The organism is Pseudoalteromonas sp. CST2, assembly GCF_028599385.1.
GTDB lineage: Bacteria > Pseudomonadota > Gammaproteobacteria > Enterobacterales > Alteromonadaceae > Pseudoalteromonas > Pseudoalteromonas atlantica.
In genome coordinates, this window is sequence record NZ_JAQREO010000002.1 from 83,275 (window position 1) to 102,549 (window position 19,275).

Consider the following 19,275-nt stretch of genomic DNA (forward strand, 5'->3'; position numbering starts at 1 on the left):
TGTAGTCAATTAAGTGCAACAAAGTAAAATGCCAGCTACAAAGCTGGCACATTTTATTAACATTAACTGCTTAAGCAGTTAATTGCTCGCAATGATTAGTTGGCTTTTAACCACTTTACAAATTCGCGCGCTTCGCTTGCTTTTTGAAACATTGCGTTTTTCAAACCTTGTGTATCACTAAAAATAACACGTTGTTTGTTTACAGAAATTGATTGCACCGGATGGGCAATTTGGATCATAGATCCATTGTATTTATAAGACATAATAAAACTCACTTTATTCTTGTTATTTACTCTGCGCTATTTTTTTATAGCCAAATGCAGTTAATAAATTAACGATGTTGTGTTTAGCTTCATTACAGTGTTGACGATCTTTATGACACTTTTGCGATGATATTAAAAAAATCATCAAGGTATTAATAGGGGTTCTCGCCGTACAATAACTTAGCTCTAAAATATACGTTTTGCGGGGCTTACTGGATCAGGGTAAAAAGGTTAACCGCGGTGGTTTTTTAAGACCAGAGAGGAAAGGTAACCTAAATAAAAAATGTGTGCAAGCTATTTATTTAAAAATTATTTATACTTAATTTTATCAACTGCTTAAACGCATGGATTTTAACCCTAAAAAGGTAAGTATGAATTACATAATAGTCAGCGATATTTATGGTTTAACAGCACCTTTAATGAGGTTGTTAGATATTATGCAAGCCAATACAGAGGTTATAGACCCCTACAAAGGAGAACTGCAACCCATTGATAGTGAAAAGTATTATTATAATAAATTTATAAATGACTGTGGCCATGACAATTACGTAGCTAAGCTCTTAAATGTATTTAATAACCTTACAGAGCCAACAGCCTGTATAGGGTTTAGTGCAGGCGCAAGTGCCGCGTGGCGCGCACAGTTATTAACAGGCAATCCACACCTAAAAAAGCTGATTGGCTTTTACCCTTCACAAATTAGAAATCATTTAGATATTGCGGCAAAAGTACCTTGTACGTTTATTTTTCCACATACCGAAATGCATTTTAATGTAGATGAAGTGATAAGTACTTTAGCCAGTAAAAGCCAAGTTACGTGTAACAAAACACCGTTTTTGCATGGTTTTATGAATGCTTACTCAACTAATTACAATGTAAAAGCATATGATGAGTATTGCGCACTTATTAAAAGCACTTAAAGTGTATTTAGCTGCGTTTTAGTAATAACAGGAAAGTCGGTACGCGTATTATATTGCGCGTACAAGGTAGTAAAAATACTACTGCGTGAGAGCTTATCTAACTCTTTTATGAGCGTTTTAGCACTTGTGCGCGCAGCTCTGCAGCATAGTTGGTATTGTTTTATTATAGCGGCAACGCTTTTACCTTGTTTGTGAAGGGCTAAATCGGCTTCTACAAAAAATGCTGCCCCTGTCCAATAAACCCGCTGTTGTGCACGTTGCTGCCACATATCACTTGAAAGTTTATTAAGTGGCTGCTGCTTTGTTTTAGTTTGTAAGCGTGCTCGCTCAAACCCTGCGTTTAGGCGCTGAACAAATTGCGCTTGGCTAATGACACCGCTGTTGCGCATTATTACGTTTTGCATGTAACTGGCAAACCCCTCGCTTAACCAAAAGCCAGAGTAAGGCAGTAGTGGTAAATATAAATGAGAGAGCTCATGGTAAAGCGTCCAATCTTTTGTAAATGCATTTAAACTTGCGTAGCGGTCAATATGCAGCTCTAATCCATCGGGATTATTTCGTTTTACGCTAGCCCATGGCACGGGTTCAAAAGCAAAATATTGTGGCTTTAAATAAATAGGGAGGGTGCTTTGTTGCAATGGCCCTAAAGTATTTTGTGTTTTTTCAAGGCTTTGATTTACCCATGTAGCTACCGTTTTTTGACCCTTTGTAGTCAGTGCGTCTAAATTATGAATAACCACATCAACAGCTGAGGCTTTTAAAGAGCACATTAATAGCAATAACAGCCAAAATAACTTCATTTATACCTCCTAAATACGCGCTTAATACTAGACCCACTATTTACGTAATTAAGCACATGTTATTCGTTATTTTTTTAACTAATATCAATTATAAAAAGCAAATTGCATACATGCTCAATCAAGCATGATTTAATCAGGTAACACTATTTTTAGTATAGGTATTAACCATGGCTTATCAGCATATTAAAATCCCTGAGCACGGACAAAATATTACTATTGATGCTAAAGGCCAATGGCATGTGCCTGTAAACCCTATTATTGCTTATATTAATGGTGACGGGGTTGGGCAAGAGGTCACACCGGCCATGCAGCATGTGGTGAATAATGCCATTACACACTGTTATGCAAAGGAGCGAAAAATTCACTGGATGCAAGTATATAACGGCGAGCAAGCAGCAAAGTTATATGATGGCGATTGGTTCCCAGAGGAGACGATTAACGCAGTACGTGCGTGCAAAATAGCAATTAAAGGGCCGCTAACTACACCTCTTGGCGGCGGTTTTCGCTCATTAAATGTGGCGCTAAGGCACGAAATGGATTTATTTGTAAATATGCGCACTGTTAAAGGGTTAAGTGCGTTGCCATCGCCGTTAAAAAATCCATTTTTAACTAATATAACAGTGCTGCGTGATAGCAGCGAAGATGTATATTCAGGAATAGAGTGGCAAGCGGGCAGCGTAGAGAGCGAGAAAATGCTCGACTTTTTATGTGAAGAAATGGGAGTAACGCGCCTAAGGTTTTCTCAAGAGTGTGGCATAGGTATAAAAAATATATCTAAAGAAGGCTCCGAGCGCCTAGTACGCTATGCAATTAATTACGCCCTTAAAAATAACAGCGAATCGTTAACGCTTGTGCATAAAGGAAATGTACTTAAATTTACCGATGGTGCCTTTAAACGTTGGGGGTTTGCCTTAGCCCAAAATGAGTTTAACGCTACCCCACACGAAAACGGACGCTGGCTTGAAATACCACGCGCTAATAAATCGCCTTTGATTATTAAAGAAGTGATAGCCGATAACATGCTGCAACAATGTTTAATGAACCCAGAGCAATTTGATGTGGTAGCAACCACAAACCAAAATGGCGATTTTTTAGCAGATATGCTCAGCGCACAAGTTGGCGGAGTGGGCATTATGCCGGCTGCTAATTTAAATAACGATGTGGCATTTTTTGAACCAACCCATGGTACGTTTGAGAGAATTGCAGGGCAAAACAAAGCAAATCCAAGTAGCAGTATTTTAAGTGCCGTTTTAATGCTTAAGTTTATGGGCTGGGATGAGGCAGCAACGCTGATTGAACAAGCGCTCGAACAAGCACTCAAAAGCAGTAATGTAACCTTTGATTTAGCGCAAAATATTAATAACTCGACAACCCTAAGCTGCAGTGATTTTGCACAAAAGGTTATCGAGTATTTTTAAGCAACTCCATTACTAGGCCGCTGTGGCTGTTTTTGCCTTGTGTACACATGGGCGATTAGTAAGCTGTGCAGCGCGGTGGTAAATATCGTGTGCATTAGGTTCATCGCACTGAGTACCGCTAAGCGTATCCATTAATGCAACTACAATAATAGCCGGTACTTGGCAGCAGTATTCATCAAGTACTGCCTCGGTTGTTTGTGCATCTACATGGCAAAGCGGGTGGTTTTTACGCTGATACGCATGCAGTAGCGTATCTACTTCTAAAATGTCATCTGGTTGGTGCTTTGTTTTACGGCACTTACAACCAAACTCATCAACCAAGGTAGCAAGTGCTTGGTATGTCTCAGCTGCATTGGTTTTAGTGCATAACTGTTGGGTAATAAACTGATGTAAATTAGCGTCAATAAATAACCCGTCTTGTTGTGTGAAGCTTGATGTTGTCATAATCATTACTCTTAGTTTGTTGGCTTAACTTCACTTTAGCGCTAAGTGTATTATTAATGAAATTGTTGTTTTCAATAACTGACATTGATTTTATCAATAGTAAATGACAACAAACCAAAAACCACTTAGCATGCTTAATTAAAGTGGTGCAAATACCTATAAAAATGCACAAAACTGGGACACACTAGATAATAATTAAAAGCATAATTTAATTAGATGTTTGATTTTAAGTGTTTTTTATTTTTTTGGTGGGTTGGCATCAAGGTTGCTAAATATAAAGGGTAGGGTTCACTCCTATTTCTACGATTTCAAAAGCGCCATGGTATTTTCCCAAAGTTGAATACCATGGCGCTTTTTTATTTTTTAAAAGAGCAATGCGCATATAATAGTTGTGATAAAAACGACAAAATAAAGTTTATGATGCCAGTTTTTCTTATAATTTTTACGATACTGTTTGATCATAATATCAACATCTTCTTTAGAAAAAACATGTTCACACCGATAGCACACGTGCATTCCCTTTTTAATAAATGCGCCACATTTTATACATCTATAAATATAGCTAAGGCGGCTTTCGCATAGGTAAGGATATTCTTTTTTATTTTTCATAATTGTTATTTTTGAGCGCTTTTTTTTGTTTTACTATCGTTTCTATACCGTGCGCGACGGTTATACACCCTAAGCCTATTGCACCAAAAATAAAAAAATAGAATTTTTTAGGGCTCGATTCGATAGAAGCAATTACCCGTTCCCCTCCTTTATTATGTATAACGCCATCATTATAAGTAAAGTAGCTCCATAGAATGAAAAACAAGCCTAGTAAAATAGTTACGTATGCTTTGGCTTCTTTCTTTGAGTTTTGCTCTGTTATTTCTAATTGCTTTATAACCTTAGGATCCACTCTCTTTGGGTTGTTTAGCTCTTCTATTAGATGTTTGTATCTTTGCGGGTATTTGTTTGCATCAATAGTTTCAAGTGCTTCATGTAATTCTTTAAGTGAATAATTAGAGTAATCAATGTTGATAGTGATTTTCCTTAAATCTTTTTTAATACATTTTGAGCTGTAATCAGAATTTTAAATTAAAGAAAATTACTAATTACCTATCAGCAATTGTTTTAGCAAACTCAAGCAGCTCACGGCGTAACCACTGGTGTGCGGGAGCATGGTGAAGCAGCGGGCTCCATATCATTTTTACCTCAATAGGGACTATTTGAAACGGTACTGGGCTAATGACTAAATCGGTATGCGTGGTTAATAATTTAGCCTGCCTGCGCGGTAAAGTAGCAATAAGTTGCTCTGATTGGCATAGCAAACTTGCAATCATGTAGTGGCGTGTAAACACCCGTATTTTACGTGTTTGTTCTAGCTGCCAAAGTGCTTCATCAACCCAACCTAGTTTTTGCTTGCCTGACTTATTGGTAACGGCAGCTTCTGGCCCCCAGCCAGCGCGGTTTACCCAAACATGTTCTTTTTGCAGATAATCTTCAAGGCTTGAGTGCTGTAAAAAGGTATTTTTAGGGTGGGTTAAACAGCAGTAATTATCGCGCCAAACACTGGCCTGATGAAACGAGCGGGGCAAGCCATTAAACCGGTTTATGCCTAAATCAATAGTGCCTTTTTCCATATCTTGCAGGTTTACATCGCTTGGACTCAGTACATCAAAATTAACCCCCGGGTTTTTAGTTAACTGCTCAGTAATAAAGGGGGCAATTAAGGTCGACTCCATGTAGTCGTTTGCCATTATTCTAAAAGTCACCTCTGCCGTTGCTGGGTTAAATTGCTCACTGGGCTGAGTAATCGCCTCTGCCATTTTTAAAAGAGACTCTATTTCAGGCTTTAAGCTAAGTGCTTTGCTGGTGGGGGTCATAGAGCCTGCGGCACGTACAAGTAATGGGTCGTCAAATAAATCACGTAATCGTTTAAGTGCGTTACTCATGGCAGGTTGTGTTAGAGCGAGTTTATTAGCCGCTTTTGAAACACTTTTTTCATCAATGAGCACATTTAAGTACACTAATAAGTTGAGATCGACGTTACGTATATTCATATGATCAATTTTATTTATATGCTTTATTAATTACCTAAATTAAAGCCTGCTTGCTAAGGTGTAAACAATTAATAAAAAATAACCGCTATAAGTGGTAAAAATAAAAGTGCTGTAACCATGTCAAAATTGTTAACTAATCAAACCAATAATGCGCTACAGCAAGTTATTGCTACTAAGTTAGCCCGCGCTGTTTTTGCAGGCTTTGAAGCAATGTTTGCGCAGTTTTTAAATATTACCCTAGGTGCGCAAAGCCGGTTTGAACAACAAAAATATCACGATGTGCAAACTGCCATGCGCGAACGCTTACAAGTGTACGAACGGGAAGTAAAAAATGTCAGTGAAGCTGTGAGAGTAATTGCTTACGCTGAACTGAGTTGCCCGCAAACATGGCAGCTAGCTAAAAATATATACGGCGATATGGTGCAAAATCATGAAAACAAACCCATAGCACATACCTTTTTTAATTCTACCTTTGGTGCAATTTGGGACGATAAAAAAATTCGTACCGTACATTTGTTTGTATTAAAAGCAAAATACAGAAGCGAGCCGCGTTCGTATGAAAATTTAGTAAGGAGAATATCGTTTAAAGATGGGTTTAACCATGCTGTAAAAACGCTCATTACCCGCCAAGCTTTTAGAGTGCCTTTTAGCCATTTAAACGCCGATTTACAGGCATTGCAAACAACGTTAATGGCCGGTGCAAAGCAACAATGCAAACAAGTGTATGAGCTTATAAATTTAAACGACGGGTTTATAGAATACGCAAATTCATTATTTTTTAGAAACAAAGCCTGTTACTTAATAGGGCGCTGTATTGCTAAAAATGGCGATAATATGCCTTTTGCTATCGCCATATTAAATACTAATAAAGGGTTAAAGCTTGATGCCGTAATGATGGGCGCCGATCAGTTAAGTTTACTGTTTGGTTTTGCTCGTACCTATTTTATGGTTGATACCGACCAACCCGCGCGTTACGTAGATTACTTAAGCGTGCTGATGCCTCATAAAAAACGCTTTGAGTTATTTAACGCCATTGGCTTTATTAAGCACGCTAAAACAGAGTTTTATCGTTACAAAGTTGATACCACTAAAAATAGCCCTACTAATTTTAAATACGTGACAGCACCAGGTACTCCCGGCATGGTTATGCTGGTATTTACCATTGAAGGGCTTGACTACGTTTATAAAGTAATAAAAGATAAATTTAGTGCACCAAAAACAGCCACCAAAGCGCAAGTAAAAGCCAAGTACAACTTTGTAAAGCAAGCCGACCGCGTAGGGCGCTTAGTAGATACACACGAATTTAGGTATTTAGCGTTCGACCTCAGCCGCTTTAGCGACGAGTTACTTAAGCAAATGAAATCACAAATTGGCAGCAGCATGGTTATATCGGGTAAGGCGCTTATTTTAAAGCATGTGTATGTTGAGCGAAAAATGATGCCGCTTAATTTATACATTAATCACTGCTCTAACAAAGCATTACAACAGGTTATGACCGATTACGGTAAAGCGATTAAAGACTTAGCCGGCGCAAATATATTCCCAGGCGATATGCTAATGAAAAACTTTGGCGTAACCCGTTGGGGGCGCGTTGTTTTTTACGACTTTGATGAAATTTGCCCATTGACTGATTGCCACTTTAGAGATGTACCTAGCGCACAAAACGACCTAGAGGAGCTAAGCGCCAACAGTTATTTTGATATAGCAGAAAACGATATTTTCCCCAGTCAGTTTAAGGTGTTTTTTAGCGCAAACGAAACGGCATTTAACTATTTTAACGGCGAACATAACGATCTGTTTTTAGCCGATTTTTGGCAAGCTTGCCAACAACAAATTAAATCAGGCTTTTTACCTGACGTATACCCTTATAAACAAAGCTGGCGGTTTAAATAAAAATAACTAACCCCATGTCTAGCTAGGGCCTGTTTATCTTTCGAGGTTAAATTTGCAGCCGTCTGTTTGGTAATTAGGCAAGGCAGAGCCTATGTAGTGTGGTTGTTCCCCATAAATAGGCGATAACGTAGCATAAATGCCAAACAGGCGCTGCCCGAAGGGTTTTTGCCTAGGGGCCATTGACTCTTTGTTGCCTACATGGATGTAGGTAAGGGGCGTGAGCAGGACGCGGAAGCTTTGCTCGGTTTTTACTTAGTCCACTAGGTTACAAACCTCGCGCCGCGATTAAATGGCCCCTAGATTGAACAAATTTTAATCCTGAAAGGTTAACAGGCCCTAATTAAAAGGCTAAATACGGAGCATTAATGAAATATATTTCTCATGAGGGTGGCACCCTTGCATTTAGTGAAACCGATAAACCGGTTTTAAAAAGCCACGAAGTGCTAGTAAAAGTGTCTGCTATAGGTGTAAACCGCGCTGATTGCATGCAGCGCCAAGGTAAATACCCAGCGCCAGCTGGGGATAGCCCCATTTTAGGTTTAGAGTGCGCAGGCACAGTGGTTGAGCTTGGTTTTGATGTTGATAAAAGCTGGCTTAATAAACGTATTTTTAGCTTGTGCGCAGGCGGGGCTTACAGCGAATACGTTGCCATAGATGCTAAACAATTAATGGTATTGCCAGATGATTTAACCATGGTTGAAGGTGCAGCTATTAGCGAAGTGTACCTAACAGCATTTGGTGCGCTTTTTGAACTTGGTAAATTACAACAAGGTCAAACAGCGCTTATTCATGCAGGGGCAAGTGGTGTAGGCGGTGCGGCTATTCAAATGGCTAAAAGTGCAGGTGCAACGGTGGTTATTACTGCCGGCTCAGATGAAAAATGCGAGCATGCAAAAGCCCTTGGCGCCGATCATGCCATTAACTACAAAACAACTGACTTTGTAGAATATATGCAAGCAAATGAGCTTTCAGCAAATGCAATTGTAGATCCTGTTTCGGGCAGTTATTTAAATAAAAATGCGGCTATTGCTGCCATGGATTGCCAAATTATTATGCTCGCTTTTTTAGATGGGCGTTTTGCTGAGGTTGATTTTGCAGCGCTATTACGCAAACGTATTTCGTTTCATGCATCAACACTTAGAAACCGTAGCATTGAGTTTAAACGCCAATTACGCGATGACTTAGTTGCGCGTTTTTACAATGATATTGCTACTAAAAAGTACGACTTTAACGTGTATAAAACACTACCGTGGAGCGATGCAAACGAAGCGCATGCTATTTTAGAGCGTAATGAAAATGCCGGTAAAGTGGTATTACTTGTAGAATAACCACCCAATGTAACACTGAGGCGTGGGTTGGCGTTGTTAATGCATGGCTCAGCTAATATAATTTAGTAAATATAAAATACGTACAAAACACACAAGGTTAAAAATGAACCCAATACTAGCAATACTTAAAGAGCACAATGTAAGCGACGAAAAAGTAAAAGCATTGTTCGAGGCCTTTACACAAAACCCAATGATGGCAATGGCATTAGTACAAGAGCTTGGTATTCCGCCTGAAAAACTACAGCAGTTAATGGCCGTGGTTATGACTCAGCCGCACTTAATTAAAGAAGCCACCGACGAACTCGGCCTAGACTTTGAAAAAGTAAAAGAAGCGAAAGACAAGCTAAACCAGCAATAAGCTTCACAAATTACTCCTTACCAAGGCATAAGCCTTGGTAATTCTACCTAAAATCACCACACTTTTGTTACATTATTCATTGAACTGCTTGGTATTAAGCTAGTCATACTATTACTTATGATAGGTAGGGACTAGGTATGAAGCCACTTTATAAATTTTGGAAAAATAACCGTTCGTTAATTTTATTTATTGCGCTGATGAGCGTGTTTAGAAGCGCAGTTGCCGATTGGTATGAAGTACCGACAGGCTCGATGAAACCCACCATATTAGAAGGCGACAGAATCTTAACCGATAAAATGGCTTATGATATACGCATCCCTTTTACACATATTCCTTTAGTTAAATTAGCCGACCCACAAACAGGCGATATTATTGTATTTGACTCACAAGCTGCTGATAACCGGTTAATTAAACGCGTAATTGGTGTGCCTGGCGATACGGTAGCGCTTTATAACAACGAGCTAGAAATTAATGGCGTTAAACTTAAATACAATAACTTGCAAAGCAATATTGATTCTTTAGATAAAATAGAAGATTTAAATGGCCACAAACACACGATTCGTGTTGCGCATACGCCTTCGCAGCTATCGGGTTTTAATAAAATAACTATTCCTGAAGATTATTATTTAGCAATGGGTGATAACCGCGACCACAGTGCTGACTCGCGTGTTATTGGTTTGATCCCTCGCAGCGAACTACTTGGCAAAGCAGAGCGCATTATTGTGTCGCTTGATTACGACGATTATTACTTACCTCGTAAAAACCGCTTTTTAAAACCCTTACTTTAAGGCGGTTTTGGGCGCTAACCACACGCCCGATGTTAATCGCTTAGCTCTACAATTTTTTGCGCAATATTATAAAGCGAGCAGTGCGAGTCCATTGCTTGCTTTTGCAACTTTTTATGAGCTTGCTCTTCGCTAAGGCTTAGCTGCTCTATTAAAATATACTTTGCCTGATGTATTATTTTTTGTTCTGTTATTACCCGTTTTGCATCAACTAAAGCCTGATTTATTTGCTTAATATGTTGGCTTTGCTCCATGATTAGGTCGTACATGCTTTTATTACTATTGAGTTTATTAGCAGCGGTATTTTGGGGGGTATTTTGTTTAAACGCGAGTTGCCCGTCGGTCATTGGCATGTATTGTTCTTCAAGGCTGCTTATAACTTGTTTATTTGAATTTAAAGTGCGCTGAGCCTGAGCAATTTGCATTGCTGCAGAGTCAATAAGGTAGTCGCTGAGGTTTTGCTCAATTTTGTGCATAATATCGATACGCGTTGTTGTTACCTCGTACCACACCTCACTAAGCTGAGAAAGCGGCTGCGCATTTTCGTCATCTAAATTTTGTAAAAGCCCGCGTAGCTGATCCACTTGCTTATTTACGGGGTGATCAGTTAACGAGCGATAGCATTTTAATACGTGTTCGTCGGCGTATTCGTTAAAAAACGTAAAGCTGTGATGCTGTTGTTGAACAAAATGAGCAAGCTGTTGTTTTTGCTCCACGGTAAACTTACTTGATGCAAACGCTTGCGCGCCACAGGCACGTTCTTGTCCGGCGTATTCTTTACCTTGCATAAAATTAAAATAAGCCACTAGCAATCGTGTAACGCGCGGGTCGCTGGCGCCATCGGCGGCTTCTAAAATTATATTTAGCAAACACGAAATAAGCTGCGTATACGATTGAGTTGCATGCACTGGGGTAATTTTTTGATTTGCTATTTGTTGTCGCAGATCTGGCAGCGCCTCTAACGTTTGCAAACTATGGGTAATTAAATTGTACAAACGGGTGTGGCCCGTGTCGGCGTTATCGGTAATAAAGGTCGTTTTAATTGAGTGGTAAAACTGCGTTTGTGTTTGCTCTGTTAAGCTAATTTGTTGTTTTAACTGCGAAGCAAAACGTTTGCGGTTAGAGGCTAAATAAATATTGCTCATGCCGCGCTCTTTTTGTAACTGATGTATAAAATCGCCCAGTTTAGTAAGCGATGCACAGCTTTTTTGAAGCTGCTTTAAGGCATGAATTTCTTGGTATTTTGCTGCTAATAAAAACTGTTTTGTGAGAGGATTGCTCGATAACATAGGACTTATTCCACACTTTTTTGTATATAAAGTGCAACCACTGTTCCAATCATTTAAAAAATTTTCGATTGAATTTAAAATTAAATTAAAACAGCCGCTTAAAGCCATACTTGCTATTTGTTCCCATTTTAACTTATCTGTCCTTATTACAGGAATAAACCTTTTTGGTGCAAAAATAGTTGTTTTTGCACTCGATTGCACCCTTCATGAACGAGGGGAAAAAAGTGTTTACTCTGTAAACTGCACAGAGCAAACACCAGAGGGGGAATTTATACGTTGCTACATTGCAGCAACGCTGGGCTGATAGCCATTTGATGATTTATTACCTCGCCAACCATAATTAGCGTAGGGCCCGATAATGTGTGCACCGCACTCTCGCTAGTAATTTTCTCAAGCGTGCTGGTTATTATTTTTTGCTGGTTGGTGGTGGCATTTTCTATCAATGCGATAGGGGTTGTTTTAGGCCAGCCAACCGATTGCAAACCAGTACTTAATGCGTTTAAACGTCCTAATCCCATATAGACGACTAGCGTGGGGTTATTAGAGCCTTGTACATAGGTGTAGTTGTGCCAATTAGGGAGTTTATTAGGATCGGCAAATTGCGCCGTTAAAAATGTAACACTTCGGGCCACATCGCGAGCAGTAAGCGGTATACCAGTATAAGCCGAGGCTGCACACGCGGTGGTAACGCCTGGGACAATAGCAAAATTAATATTGTGCTCTGATAGGGCGTTGGCTTCTTCATTAATGCGCGCAAAAATACTCGGATCGCCACCTTTTAAACGAACAACTTTAAACCCTTGTTGTGCGTATTTTACTAATAAGGCACTAATGGCAGCTTGTGGCATAGAGTGCTTGCCTGCGCGTTTACCTACATACACTCGCTGCGCATGTTTAGGCAGTGTATTTAAAAGCGCTTCACTAACTAGGCTGTCGTACAATACCACGTCGGCTGCTGCAATCAGGCGCTGCGCTTTCACCGTTATAAGCTCAGCATCGCCAGGGCCTGCCCCTATTAAATACACGTGGCCGTTTTTTTGGTGTTTAGCTTTGTGCTTTGCATCTTGAGTGAGTTTATTAACAAACTTGTTTAGCCATGGGCTTTCAATACCCGAAAAATACGAAAGAACACTCATTTTATTGCTCCTTATGCTAACGCTGTAATGGCTTTTGGCTCAGCGCTAACAAAGACATTGCCATTGTCTATTTTGGCTTCAAATACGGGGAGCTGTATTGCCTCTGCTTCTAGGCACTCGCCGGTATTTAAACAAAAATGTTGCTTATACAAAGGGGAGGCCACTACTAATTTTCCATCAATAGAGCCAATAATGCCGCGCGATAGTACATTGGCTTTGCCTATCGGGTCGTAGTTGCTAATGGCTAACACAGGCTCACTATTTTGTGGAACATAAAATATGGCCACTTGCTGGTTGTTTACTAATGCGCATACGCCACTATTAGCAACTAGGTCGTCGATTGTTCCAATTTTATGCCAATACATCAGCTTGCTCCTGCTCAATTTCCATTACGGGGATACGGTTTGTCGAATTTTGCTGGTTACGTTTTTCAGAGTCAGTGGCGGGGCGAATTTGGTTGCGCTCTTGTACAAATAAAATATTGCTATCGGCATCTGGGCTATTAATAAATTGGCGGAACCGTTTTGAGGCCTCTGGACTTTCGACTGCTTTTTTCCATTCGCAGGCGTAAGTTTTAGTTATAAGCGCCATTTGGGTTTCAAGCTCATGGCAAATACCTAGGCTGTCGTCTATTACTACGCTTTTTAAATAATCTAACCCGCCCTCTAAATTTTCCATCCACACTGAGGTGCGCTGCAGTTTATCGGCGGTTTTAATGTAAAACATGATCACGCGGTCAATGTATTTAATGAGTGTTTCGGTATCTAAATCGGTAGCAAATAAATCAGCATGGCGCGGGCGCATACCGCCATTTCCACATACGTATAAGTTCCAGCCATTTTCGGTTGCTATTACGCCTATATCTTTGCTTTGTGCCTCAGCGCATTCGCGAGTACAACCCGATACGGCCATTTTAAATTTATGCGGGGCGCGTAAACCTTTGTAGCGGTTTTCAATCGCAATCGCGTGGCCAACACTGTCTTGTACGCCATAGCGACACCACGTACTGCCAACACACGATTTAACTGTTCTGAGCGATTTACCATAAGCGTGACCGGTTTCAAAACCGGCTGCAATAAGTCTTTCCCAAATAATAGGGAGCTCTTCAAGGCGTGCGCCAAATAAGTCGATACGCTGCCCACCGGTTACTTTACAGTACAGGTTAAAGTCTTTGGCAACTTGACCAATAACGATAAGTTTGTCGGGGGTAATTTCGCCACCCGCTATACGGGGAACGACAGAGTAAGAGCCATCTTTTTGCATATTTGCAAGGTAAGTGTCGTTGGTATCTTGCAGGCCAACATGAGCGGGTTCTAAAATAAACTCATTCCACGTTGAAGCTAAAATAGAGGCCACTGCAGGTTTGCATATTTCACAGCCGTGATGACCGCTGCCATGTTTAGCGAGCAAATCATCAAAAGTTTTAATGCTTTCTACTTTTACTAAATGCAGTAACTCTTGGCGCGAAAAAGCAAAGTGTTCACACACATGGTTGTTAACTTCAACCCCACGGCTTTGAAGTTCACTGTCGACTACCGATTTTAATAATGCGGCACAACCACCACAGCCGCTGGCGGCTTTGGTACAAGCTTTAACTGCCGACAAATCGCATGAGCCGCCATCAATTGCACCCACAATGTCGCCTTTGCTTACATTGTGGCACGAACAAATAGTCGCAGTATCGGGCAGGGCATTTCCCGCTAAAACAGGCGCTCCTTCGCTATCAGGTAAAATGAGGCACTCAGGGTGTGCGGGTAATTCCATGTCGTTTAACATGTACTGCAACAGTGTGTCGTAATCGCTAGTATCGCCAACAAGCACTGCGCCTAATAACTTGTTGCCTGTCTCATTTAAAATAATTTTTTTATAACAATCACGAATAGGATCTTGATAAATTAGCTCTTTGCAATCGGGGGTTTTAGCGTGGGCATCGCCAATTGAGCCTACCTCTACCCCGAGTAGTTTTAATTTTGTGCTCATATCGGCGCCTAAAAACTCAAGTTCGCCGCCTGTAAGTTGGCTTGCAACCACGCGAGCCATGTTATATCCCGGGGCGACTAAGCCAAATAGCTTTTTGTCCCATAAGGCACATTCGCCAATAGCATATATATCAGGGTTTGATGTTTGGCATTGGTTATTAATTACAATACCGCCACGTTGCCCTAATTCAAGTTCGCCCACTTTGCCAAGCTCATCGTATGGGCGAATACCGGCCGAAAACAAAATTAAGTCGGTTTCTAAAAACGTGTCATCTGAAAAATTTAATCTGTAACGGCTCGTTTCGCCTTTTACTATTTCGCTGGTGGCTTTAGCGGTATGCACGCTCACGCCCAGTTTTTCAATTTTGTTTTTTAACAGCGTGCCACCTTGTTCATCAAGTTGTACCGCCATAAGTTGGGGTGCAAACTCAACTACATGAGTATCAAGCCCAAGTTGCTTAATTGCATTGGCTGCTTCAAGCCCTAATAAGCCGCCACCTATCACTACGCCACTTTTACTTTGTGCAGCGCTTGCTTTTATTTGCTCTAAATCTTCTAGGGTACGGTAAACCAAGCAATGGGGTTGGTCATTTCCTTTAATTGGCGGCACAAACGGGTACGAGCCTGTTGCTAAAATAAGTTTATCGTAATTAAATTTATCACCGGTTTGAGTGCTAACTACCTTGTTTGTTTTATCTATTTCATTAACCCACTGGTTAGTATGCACATTTATATTTAACTGCTGATAATTATCAAAGGTGGTTAGGGCTAAATCGGCGGCTGTTTTACCATCAAACACGCTGGATAAGTAAACACGGTCATAAGCTAAATTTGCTTCTCCACACAGTACGGTAATGTGCGCGTTAGCGTCGCTTTGGCGCATTTGCTCTACAAAATGGTGCCCAACCATCCCATTCCCAATAATGAGTATTTTTGTTGGTGTTTGCATTGGTATCCCCTCAATGACGGTTTAATTTAAAAACAAAAAAGCCCGCTACAGATACAAATTAATGTAACTGCGAGCGGGCTTCTTTGCCTGTGGTCATAACAACCTAAATGTGTGTCGTTTTAATAACGAACGGTATGGTTATCATATAAGCAAAAACACGGCCATTTTTATAAGTGTTTGTTTTTTAATAGCTACATTACTTTTAAATGGTTTTACTTACGCATATTTGAGTTGTTTTGGTGCGGTGCTAGCACTATGGGAGTGCACAAAATGAGGCTACAATGTGATGCTTAGCCAATAAAAGTGCATTTGTGACGTTAACTAATAACGAGGAGTAAGCGTTTAGGCTATAAATAAAAAATGCACTTAGTGTTATTTTGAGATGAAAATAACACTAAGTGCATTAATACTGTAAAGCGGTTTTACTTGCTTTGTTTTGCCAGGGTTTCTACATCGGTATCTTCAACAGGTTTAAAGCTGCCCGTCGCTTCATCGTAGGTTTTAATTTCTGCAGATTCTATATCATATACCCAGCCGTGTAGCTTGACTTGACCGGTTGCAATTTTTGCAGCCACAGCAGGGTGTGTTTTTATATGCTGTAGTTGTTGTACTACGTTTTCTTCAATTACTAAGCCTAGGTGGTCGTTATTGTTTAGCTCTGCGCAACCGCATTTTTCTTTTACAACTTCAGTTGCTACGCGGCTGTGGCCAAGCCACTCTTTAACGTGCGGTAAGCTTGATAAACCTTCAGTATTTATAGCGCCTTTCATTGCGCCACAATCCGAGTGCCCACAAATGATAATGTGCGATACGCCCAGTGCAGCCACCGCAAATTCAATTGAGGCTGTCATACCGCCGGTTTGATTACTATGTGGCGGGATAATATTGCCCGCGTTACGACAAATAAATAATTCACCGGGTTCAGTTTGAGTCACTAAGTTTGGATCAATACGCGAGTCGGCACAGGTGATAAATAACACTTCTGGGTTTTGACCATTGGCTAGTTTTTGAAACGCTGCTTTTTTTGATGGGTAAACTTCTTTTTGAAACTTAGCCACGCCCGAAATAATATGTTCCATGTACAACTCCTATTGGTGTAATTTAATCGTGTTATTTATAGCTTTATTCGCCTGACAAATTAGCGCCATTATAACTTTGTTCTTGTTTGTTTTGTACTATTACACTGTTTAATAAATTTCATACTCGCGAACAAAGGGCGACACACGTGCATGAAGTTATTGGCGAATACATGAGCGTACCTAGCAGAGGCTTCGAGTAAAATAAAAGGCGGTAAGTGGCGAAAAAGGTGGTTGAGAAGGTTATTAGCTTAACTTGCTTTAAGTTTATGGGCTGATTTTAAGTTATACATGCGCTGATCCGCTAAGGTTAAACACTCGGTATGGCTTTGGCACTCATCGCTAGATGCTATGCCATAACTAATACCAGATTGCGGCCATTGCTGTTGAATAGTGCGATGTAATGCGGTGAGCTTTTGGGTAAGTGTGGCTTTTAGTTGGGGGAGGTGTGATTTGTTTTTGACTTTACATAACCAAATAAATTCATCGCCCCCGGTTCTAAATACGGTGCCGTCTTGCGCTAGATGCTGTGTCATTAATTTTGCTGCATTAATTAAAAACGCATCACCTTTGGCGTGACCAAGCGCATCGTTTATTTTTTTTATTCCATCACAATCTATAAACACAATGATGTAAGCACTGTGTGCAAGTTTAATCAGCTCATCATTTAATAGTAGTCGGTTGCCAACTTGGGTTAGAGGATCAAAGCGAGATTCATGTAACAAGGTACTAAATTCATGCTGTTTTAACTTTAGCCACTCAGACAAAGACAGCACAATACACACACAATCTATTGCTAAGGCTAACAGTACAAGTATTTCTGATGAGGTCGCATTTATTAAATCAAAATGAAACGCAACGTATACTACTAATGACAGGCTATAGAGCATATTTCCAAATAAAAAATACTTGGCTCTAAAATCGTTCAGGCTAAGCATAGCAAACCCGGTGGTTAAGCTAAGCATAACCCATACAGCTGCTAAAAAGTGCGCGATATAAAACACTAAATAAAAAGGCATAAATAGACTGCAGATACCACATACAAATGCACTAACGGTAAAGTATTTTAAAGCACTCCCAAGCTTATTGGCTTTTTCTTTATCGAAGTTAAACAGGTAGTAGGTAAATGCTGCTGCGCAACTCACAGCAAAGGCAAATAAATAAATACCTAAGTAATGTTTATTAAAAGAGGGGCTGGCATAAATTGTATTTACAGCGCCCGAAGCAAACGCCCAGCCAAGACCGTGCAAACCGACATACCCAGCACAAAACAAGGCCACTTTTTGCTTTACTCTTAAAAACATTACAAAGGCCATCATTGCTAAAGTAAGCATGATAGAAATAGCAATAAGGCTTAATGAGTTTATATAAAACTGATGATGCAAAAATACACCTTCGCTTAAAATACTTAAATCAACTGGCGTTGGATAGTGTTTGGCTTCTAAATATATCCATAAATAGCCACTACTTGGCGCATAGAAGGGCAATTTAAATGCTTGTCCATGCATTAAAATAGCCGGTTGATTAACGTGAGACTGCGAAAAATCAGCAAGCTTAACTATATCCCCCTGTTCGGTTTGCCAATAGGCTAAACCAACGTCGATAAAATTGGCTTGCGGCAGCACATACCAATCTCCAGTGGTGGGGTTATTTAGCGCAATTTTTGTTATTACAGCGCCACTTTTACCGAGCAGGTTACTCGTTTCACTAGCGTTTTTATAAGATGTAATTACTTGCTGTGCAGAAGGAGGCGCATTGAATGCTGTGACAGGGCGCCACAGGTTATCATCCTCTAGGGTAATGTTGTTATTAAGTGTATAAGCATATGCTAGCGGGCTAAACAAAGCACAGAAAAAGAATACTGTTAATATACCAACCCGCACCATACCTAAACTCACTTTAAAAACCCACTAAGCGATTATAATCAAATTGTAAACAAATAGTATATAAATCAAACAAAATTATCGCCTTTAAGTAATGGCTTAATTTGGCTTTAAATAACAAACTGCATTAATAAATAAGTAATACGAGGGCGTTTTTGTTTAAACGAATTTATAAACACTGCGGGTGTTTGCAGTATTAGTTAGGATTTAAAGTAGATAGTGCTCTAACCAACAGAGCTATGATTGAACTATTAATTGCTTAATTAAATTGATTCAGTGGAATGAATAAATTTGATACGACAGAGTGGATTCGAACAACCGATTTCTGCATGGGCATAGAGAGTGGGTAGCGCGCTAACCAATTGAGTTATGGCTTAACGATTAATAGGAATAGGTTAATTATATTTATTAAGAGGGGAGAATAGTTTTGGTACGACTGAGTGGATTCGAACCACCGACCTCTACCATGTCAAGGTAGCGCTCTAACCAACTGAGCTACAGTCGTACAAATAGTATCTTAATTATATTTATTCAGAGGGAAGAATAAATTTGGTACGACCGAGTGGATTCGAACCACCGACCTCTACCATGTCAAGGTAGCGCTCTAACCAACTGAGCTACGGTCGTATTACCTAATTAAGATGCGATAAATTTAATTATCAGCGGCCGCTAATATATAGCGTGGTGAGTGGTGAATCAAGCAAGTTTGTTG

Annotated in this window: 17 protein-coding genes and 2 tRNA genes; 6 read left to right on the forward strand and 13 right to left on the reverse strand. The window is 40.0% G+C overall.

The window, feature by feature from the left end; translation table 11 throughout:
- Positions 1-95: 95 nt before the first annotated feature.
- A complete protein-coding gene (locus PSH41_RS03065) occupies positions 96-263 on the reverse strand; it encodes a hypothetical protein (protein ID WP_024033460.1) in 168 nt (55 codons plus the stop codon).
- Between the two features lie 371 nt (positions 264-634).
- On the opposite strand from PSH41_RS03065, the gene PSH41_RS03070 reads away from it, so the two are divergent.
- Entirely contained in the window at positions 635-1,180 is a 546-nt protein-coding gene (locus PSH41_RS03070) for a dienelactone hydrolase family protein (RefSeq protein WP_264389359.1), read from the forward strand.
- Here the strand turns inward: PSH41_RS03070 and PSH41_RS03075 are convergent.
- Positions 1,177-1,980: a M61 family metallopeptidase gene (locus tag PSH41_RS03075; protein WP_273588351.1), complete on the reverse strand. Its 804-nt coding sequence runs from the start codon at positions 1,978-1,980 to the stop codon at positions 1,177-1,179. The genes PSH41_RS03070 and PSH41_RS03075 overlap by 4 nt on opposite strands.
- A gap of 167 nt (positions 1,981-2,147) precedes the next feature.
- Here PSH41_RS03075 and icd point away from each other — a divergent pair, with 167 nt between their 5' ends.
- Positions 2,148-3,398, forward strand: coding sequence for an NADP-dependent isocitrate dehydrogenase (gene icd, locus PSH41_RS03080; protein ID WP_248450877.1), 1,251 nt, complete (start codon positions 2,148-2,150; stop codon positions 3,396-3,398).
- A gap of 12 nt (positions 3,399-3,410) precedes the next feature.
- Here icd and PSH41_RS03085 read toward each other — a convergent pair whose 3' ends face one another.
- From PSH41_RS03085 to PSH41_RS03095, 3 genes are all read right to left on the reverse strand, one after another.
- Positions 3,411-3,842, reverse strand: coding sequence for a hypothetical protein (locus PSH41_RS03085; protein ID WP_004586781.1), 432 nt, complete (start codon positions 3,840-3,842; stop codon positions 3,411-3,413).
- Positions 3,843-4,440: 598 nt separating this feature from the next.
- Positions 4,441-4,743, reverse strand: coding sequence for a hypothetical protein (locus PSH41_RS03090; RefSeq protein WP_055255712.1), 303 nt, complete (start codon positions 4,741-4,743; stop codon positions 4,441-4,443).
- 196 nt (positions 4,744-4,939) lie between these two features.
- Positions 4,940-5,887: a LysR family transcriptional regulator gene (locus PSH41_RS03095; protein WP_273588350.1), complete on the reverse strand. Its 948-nt coding sequence runs from the start codon at positions 5,885-5,887 to the stop codon at positions 4,940-4,942.
- A gap of 117 nt (positions 5,888-6,004) precedes the next feature.
- Between PSH41_RS03095 and aceK the strand changes: the two genes are divergently transcribed.
- The 4 genes from aceK (at position 6,005) to lepB (ending at position 10,254) form a co-directional block, all read left to right on the forward strand.
- The gene (aceK, locus tag PSH41_RS03100) at positions 6,005-7,780 is read left to right on the forward strand and encodes a bifunctional isocitrate dehydrogenase kinase/phosphatase (RefSeq protein ID WP_273588349.1); all 1,776 of its coding nucleotides are present in this window, start codon (positions 6,005-6,007) and stop codon (positions 7,778-7,780) included.
- Between the two features lie 365 nt (positions 7,781-8,145).
- On the forward strand, positions 8,146-9,108 hold the full coding sequence (locus tag PSH41_RS03105; protein WP_273588348.1) for a zinc-binding dehydrogenase: 963 nt from the start codon (positions 8,146-8,148) through the stop codon (positions 9,106-9,108).
- Between the two features lie 103 nt (positions 9,109-9,211).
- Entirely contained in the window at positions 9,212-9,466 is a 255-nt protein-coding gene (locus tag PSH41_RS03110; protein ID WP_004586776.1) for a DUF2999 family protein, read from the forward strand.
- A gap of 137 nt (positions 9,467-9,603) precedes the next feature.
- Entirely contained in the window at positions 9,604-10,254 is a 651-nt protein-coding gene (gene lepB, locus PSH41_RS03115) for a signal peptidase I (RefSeq protein WP_004586775.1), read from the forward strand.
- Positions 10,255-10,286: 32 nt separating this feature from the next.
- Here lepB and PSH41_RS03120 read toward each other — a convergent pair whose 3' ends face one another.
- From PSH41_RS03120 to PSH41_RS03155, 8 genes are all read right to left on the reverse strand, one after another.
- On the reverse strand, positions 10,287-11,540 hold the full coding sequence (locus tag PSH41_RS03120; RefSeq protein ID WP_248442131.1) for a nitrate regulatory protein: 1,254 nt from the start codon (positions 11,538-11,540) through the stop codon (positions 10,287-10,289).
- A gap of 269 nt (positions 11,541-11,809) precedes the next feature.
- On the reverse strand, positions 11,810-12,676 hold the full coding sequence (gene cobA / locus PSH41_RS03125) for a uroporphyrinogen-III C-methyltransferase (RefSeq protein ID WP_273588347.1): 867 nt from the start codon (positions 12,674-12,676) through the stop codon (positions 11,810-11,812).
- 11 nt (positions 12,677-12,687) lie between these two features.
- Positions 12,688-13,041 carry a nitrite reductase small subunit NirD gene (nirD, locus tag PSH41_RS03130; RefSeq protein ID WP_138541236.1) on the reverse strand — a complete coding sequence of 118 codons (354 nt, stop codon included), beginning with the start codon at positions 13,039-13,041 and terminating at the stop codon, positions 12,688-12,690.
- The gene (nirB, locus tag PSH41_RS03135; protein ID WP_273588346.1) at positions 13,028-15,604 is read right to left on the reverse strand and encodes a nitrite reductase large subunit NirB; all 2,577 of its coding nucleotides are present in this window, start codon (positions 15,602-15,604) and stop codon (positions 13,028-13,030) included. The genes nirD and nirB overlap by 14 nt, the downstream gene beginning before the upstream one ends.
- A gap of 422 nt (positions 15,605-16,026) precedes the next feature.
- Positions 16,027-16,683, reverse strand: a complete 657-nt coding sequence (locus PSH41_RS03140) for a carbonic anhydrase (RefSeq protein WP_055255729.1) — start codon at positions 16,681-16,683, stop codon at positions 16,027-16,029.
- A 248-nt stretch (positions 16,684-16,931) separates the two neighbouring features.
- Positions 16,932-18,578, reverse strand: coding sequence for a sensor domain-containing diguanylate cyclase (locus tag PSH41_RS03145; RefSeq protein ID WP_273588345.1), 1,647 nt, complete (start codon positions 18,576-18,578; stop codon positions 16,932-16,934).
- A gap of 413 nt (positions 18,579-18,991) precedes the next feature.
- A tRNA-Val gene (locus tag PSH41_RS03150) sits at positions 18,992-19,068 on the reverse strand.
- Between the two features lie 45 nt (positions 19,069-19,113).
- Positions 19,114-19,190 (reverse strand) — tRNA-Val (locus tag PSH41_RS03155).
- Positions 19,191-19,275 lie beyond the last annotated feature (85 nt).

Bases quoted from the DNA above. Each gene is read 5' to 3' on its own strand.
- cobA (WP_273588347.1), bottom strand. From the start codon at position 12,676: ATGAGTGTTCTTTCGTATTTTTCGGGTATTGAAAGCCCATGGCTAAAC.
- lepB (WP_004586775.1), top strand. From the start codon at position 9,604: ATGAAGCCACTTTATAAATTTTGGAAAAATAACCGTTCGTTAATTTTA.
- nirD (WP_138541236.1), bottom strand. From the start codon at position 13,041: ATGTATTGGCATAAAATTGGAACAATCGACGACCTAGTTGCTAATAGT.
- aceK (WP_273588349.1), top strand. From the start codon at position 6,005: ATGTCAAAATTGTTAACTAATCAAACCAATAATGCGCTACAGCAAGTT.
- PSH41_RS03110 (WP_004586776.1), top strand. From the start codon at position 9,212: ATGAACCCAATACTAGCAATACTTAAAGAGCACAATGTAAGCGACGAA.
- nirB (WP_273588346.1), bottom strand. From the start codon at position 15,604: ATGCAAACACCAACAAAAATACTCATTATTGGGAATGGGATGGTTGGG.
- PSH41_RS03140 (WP_055255729.1), bottom strand. From the start codon at position 16,683: ATGGAACATATTATTTCGGGCGTGGCTAAGTTTCAAAAAGAAGTTTAC.
- PSH41_RS03070 (WP_264389359.1), top strand. From the start codon at position 635: ATGAATTACATAATAGTCAGCGATATTTATGGTTTAACAGCACCTTTA.
- PSH41_RS03105 (WP_273588348.1), top strand. From the start codon at position 8,146: ATGAAATATATTTCTCATGAGGGTGGCACCCTTGCATTTAGTGAAACC.
- PSH41_RS03095 (WP_273588350.1), bottom strand. From the start codon at position 5,887: ATGAATATACGTAACGTCGATCTCAACTTATTAGTGTACTTAAATGTG.
- PSH41_RS03120 (WP_248442131.1), bottom strand. From the start codon at position 11,540: ATGTTATCGAGCAATCCTCTCACAAAACAGTTTTTATTAGCAGCAAAA.
- PSH41_RS03075 (WP_273588351.1), bottom strand. From the start codon at position 1,980: ATGAAGTTATTTTGGCTGTTATTGCTATTAATGTGCTCTTTAAAAGCC.
- icd (WP_248450877.1), top strand. From the start codon at position 2,148: ATGGCTTATCAGCATATTAAAATCCCTGAGCACGGACAAAATATTACT.
- PSH41_RS03085 (WP_004586781.1), bottom strand. From the start codon at position 3,842: ATGACAACATCAAGCTTCACACAACAAGACGGGTTATTTATTGACGCT.
- PSH41_RS03065 (WP_024033460.1), bottom strand. From the start codon at position 263: ATGTCTTATAAATACAATGGATCTATGATCCAAATTGCCCATCCGGTG.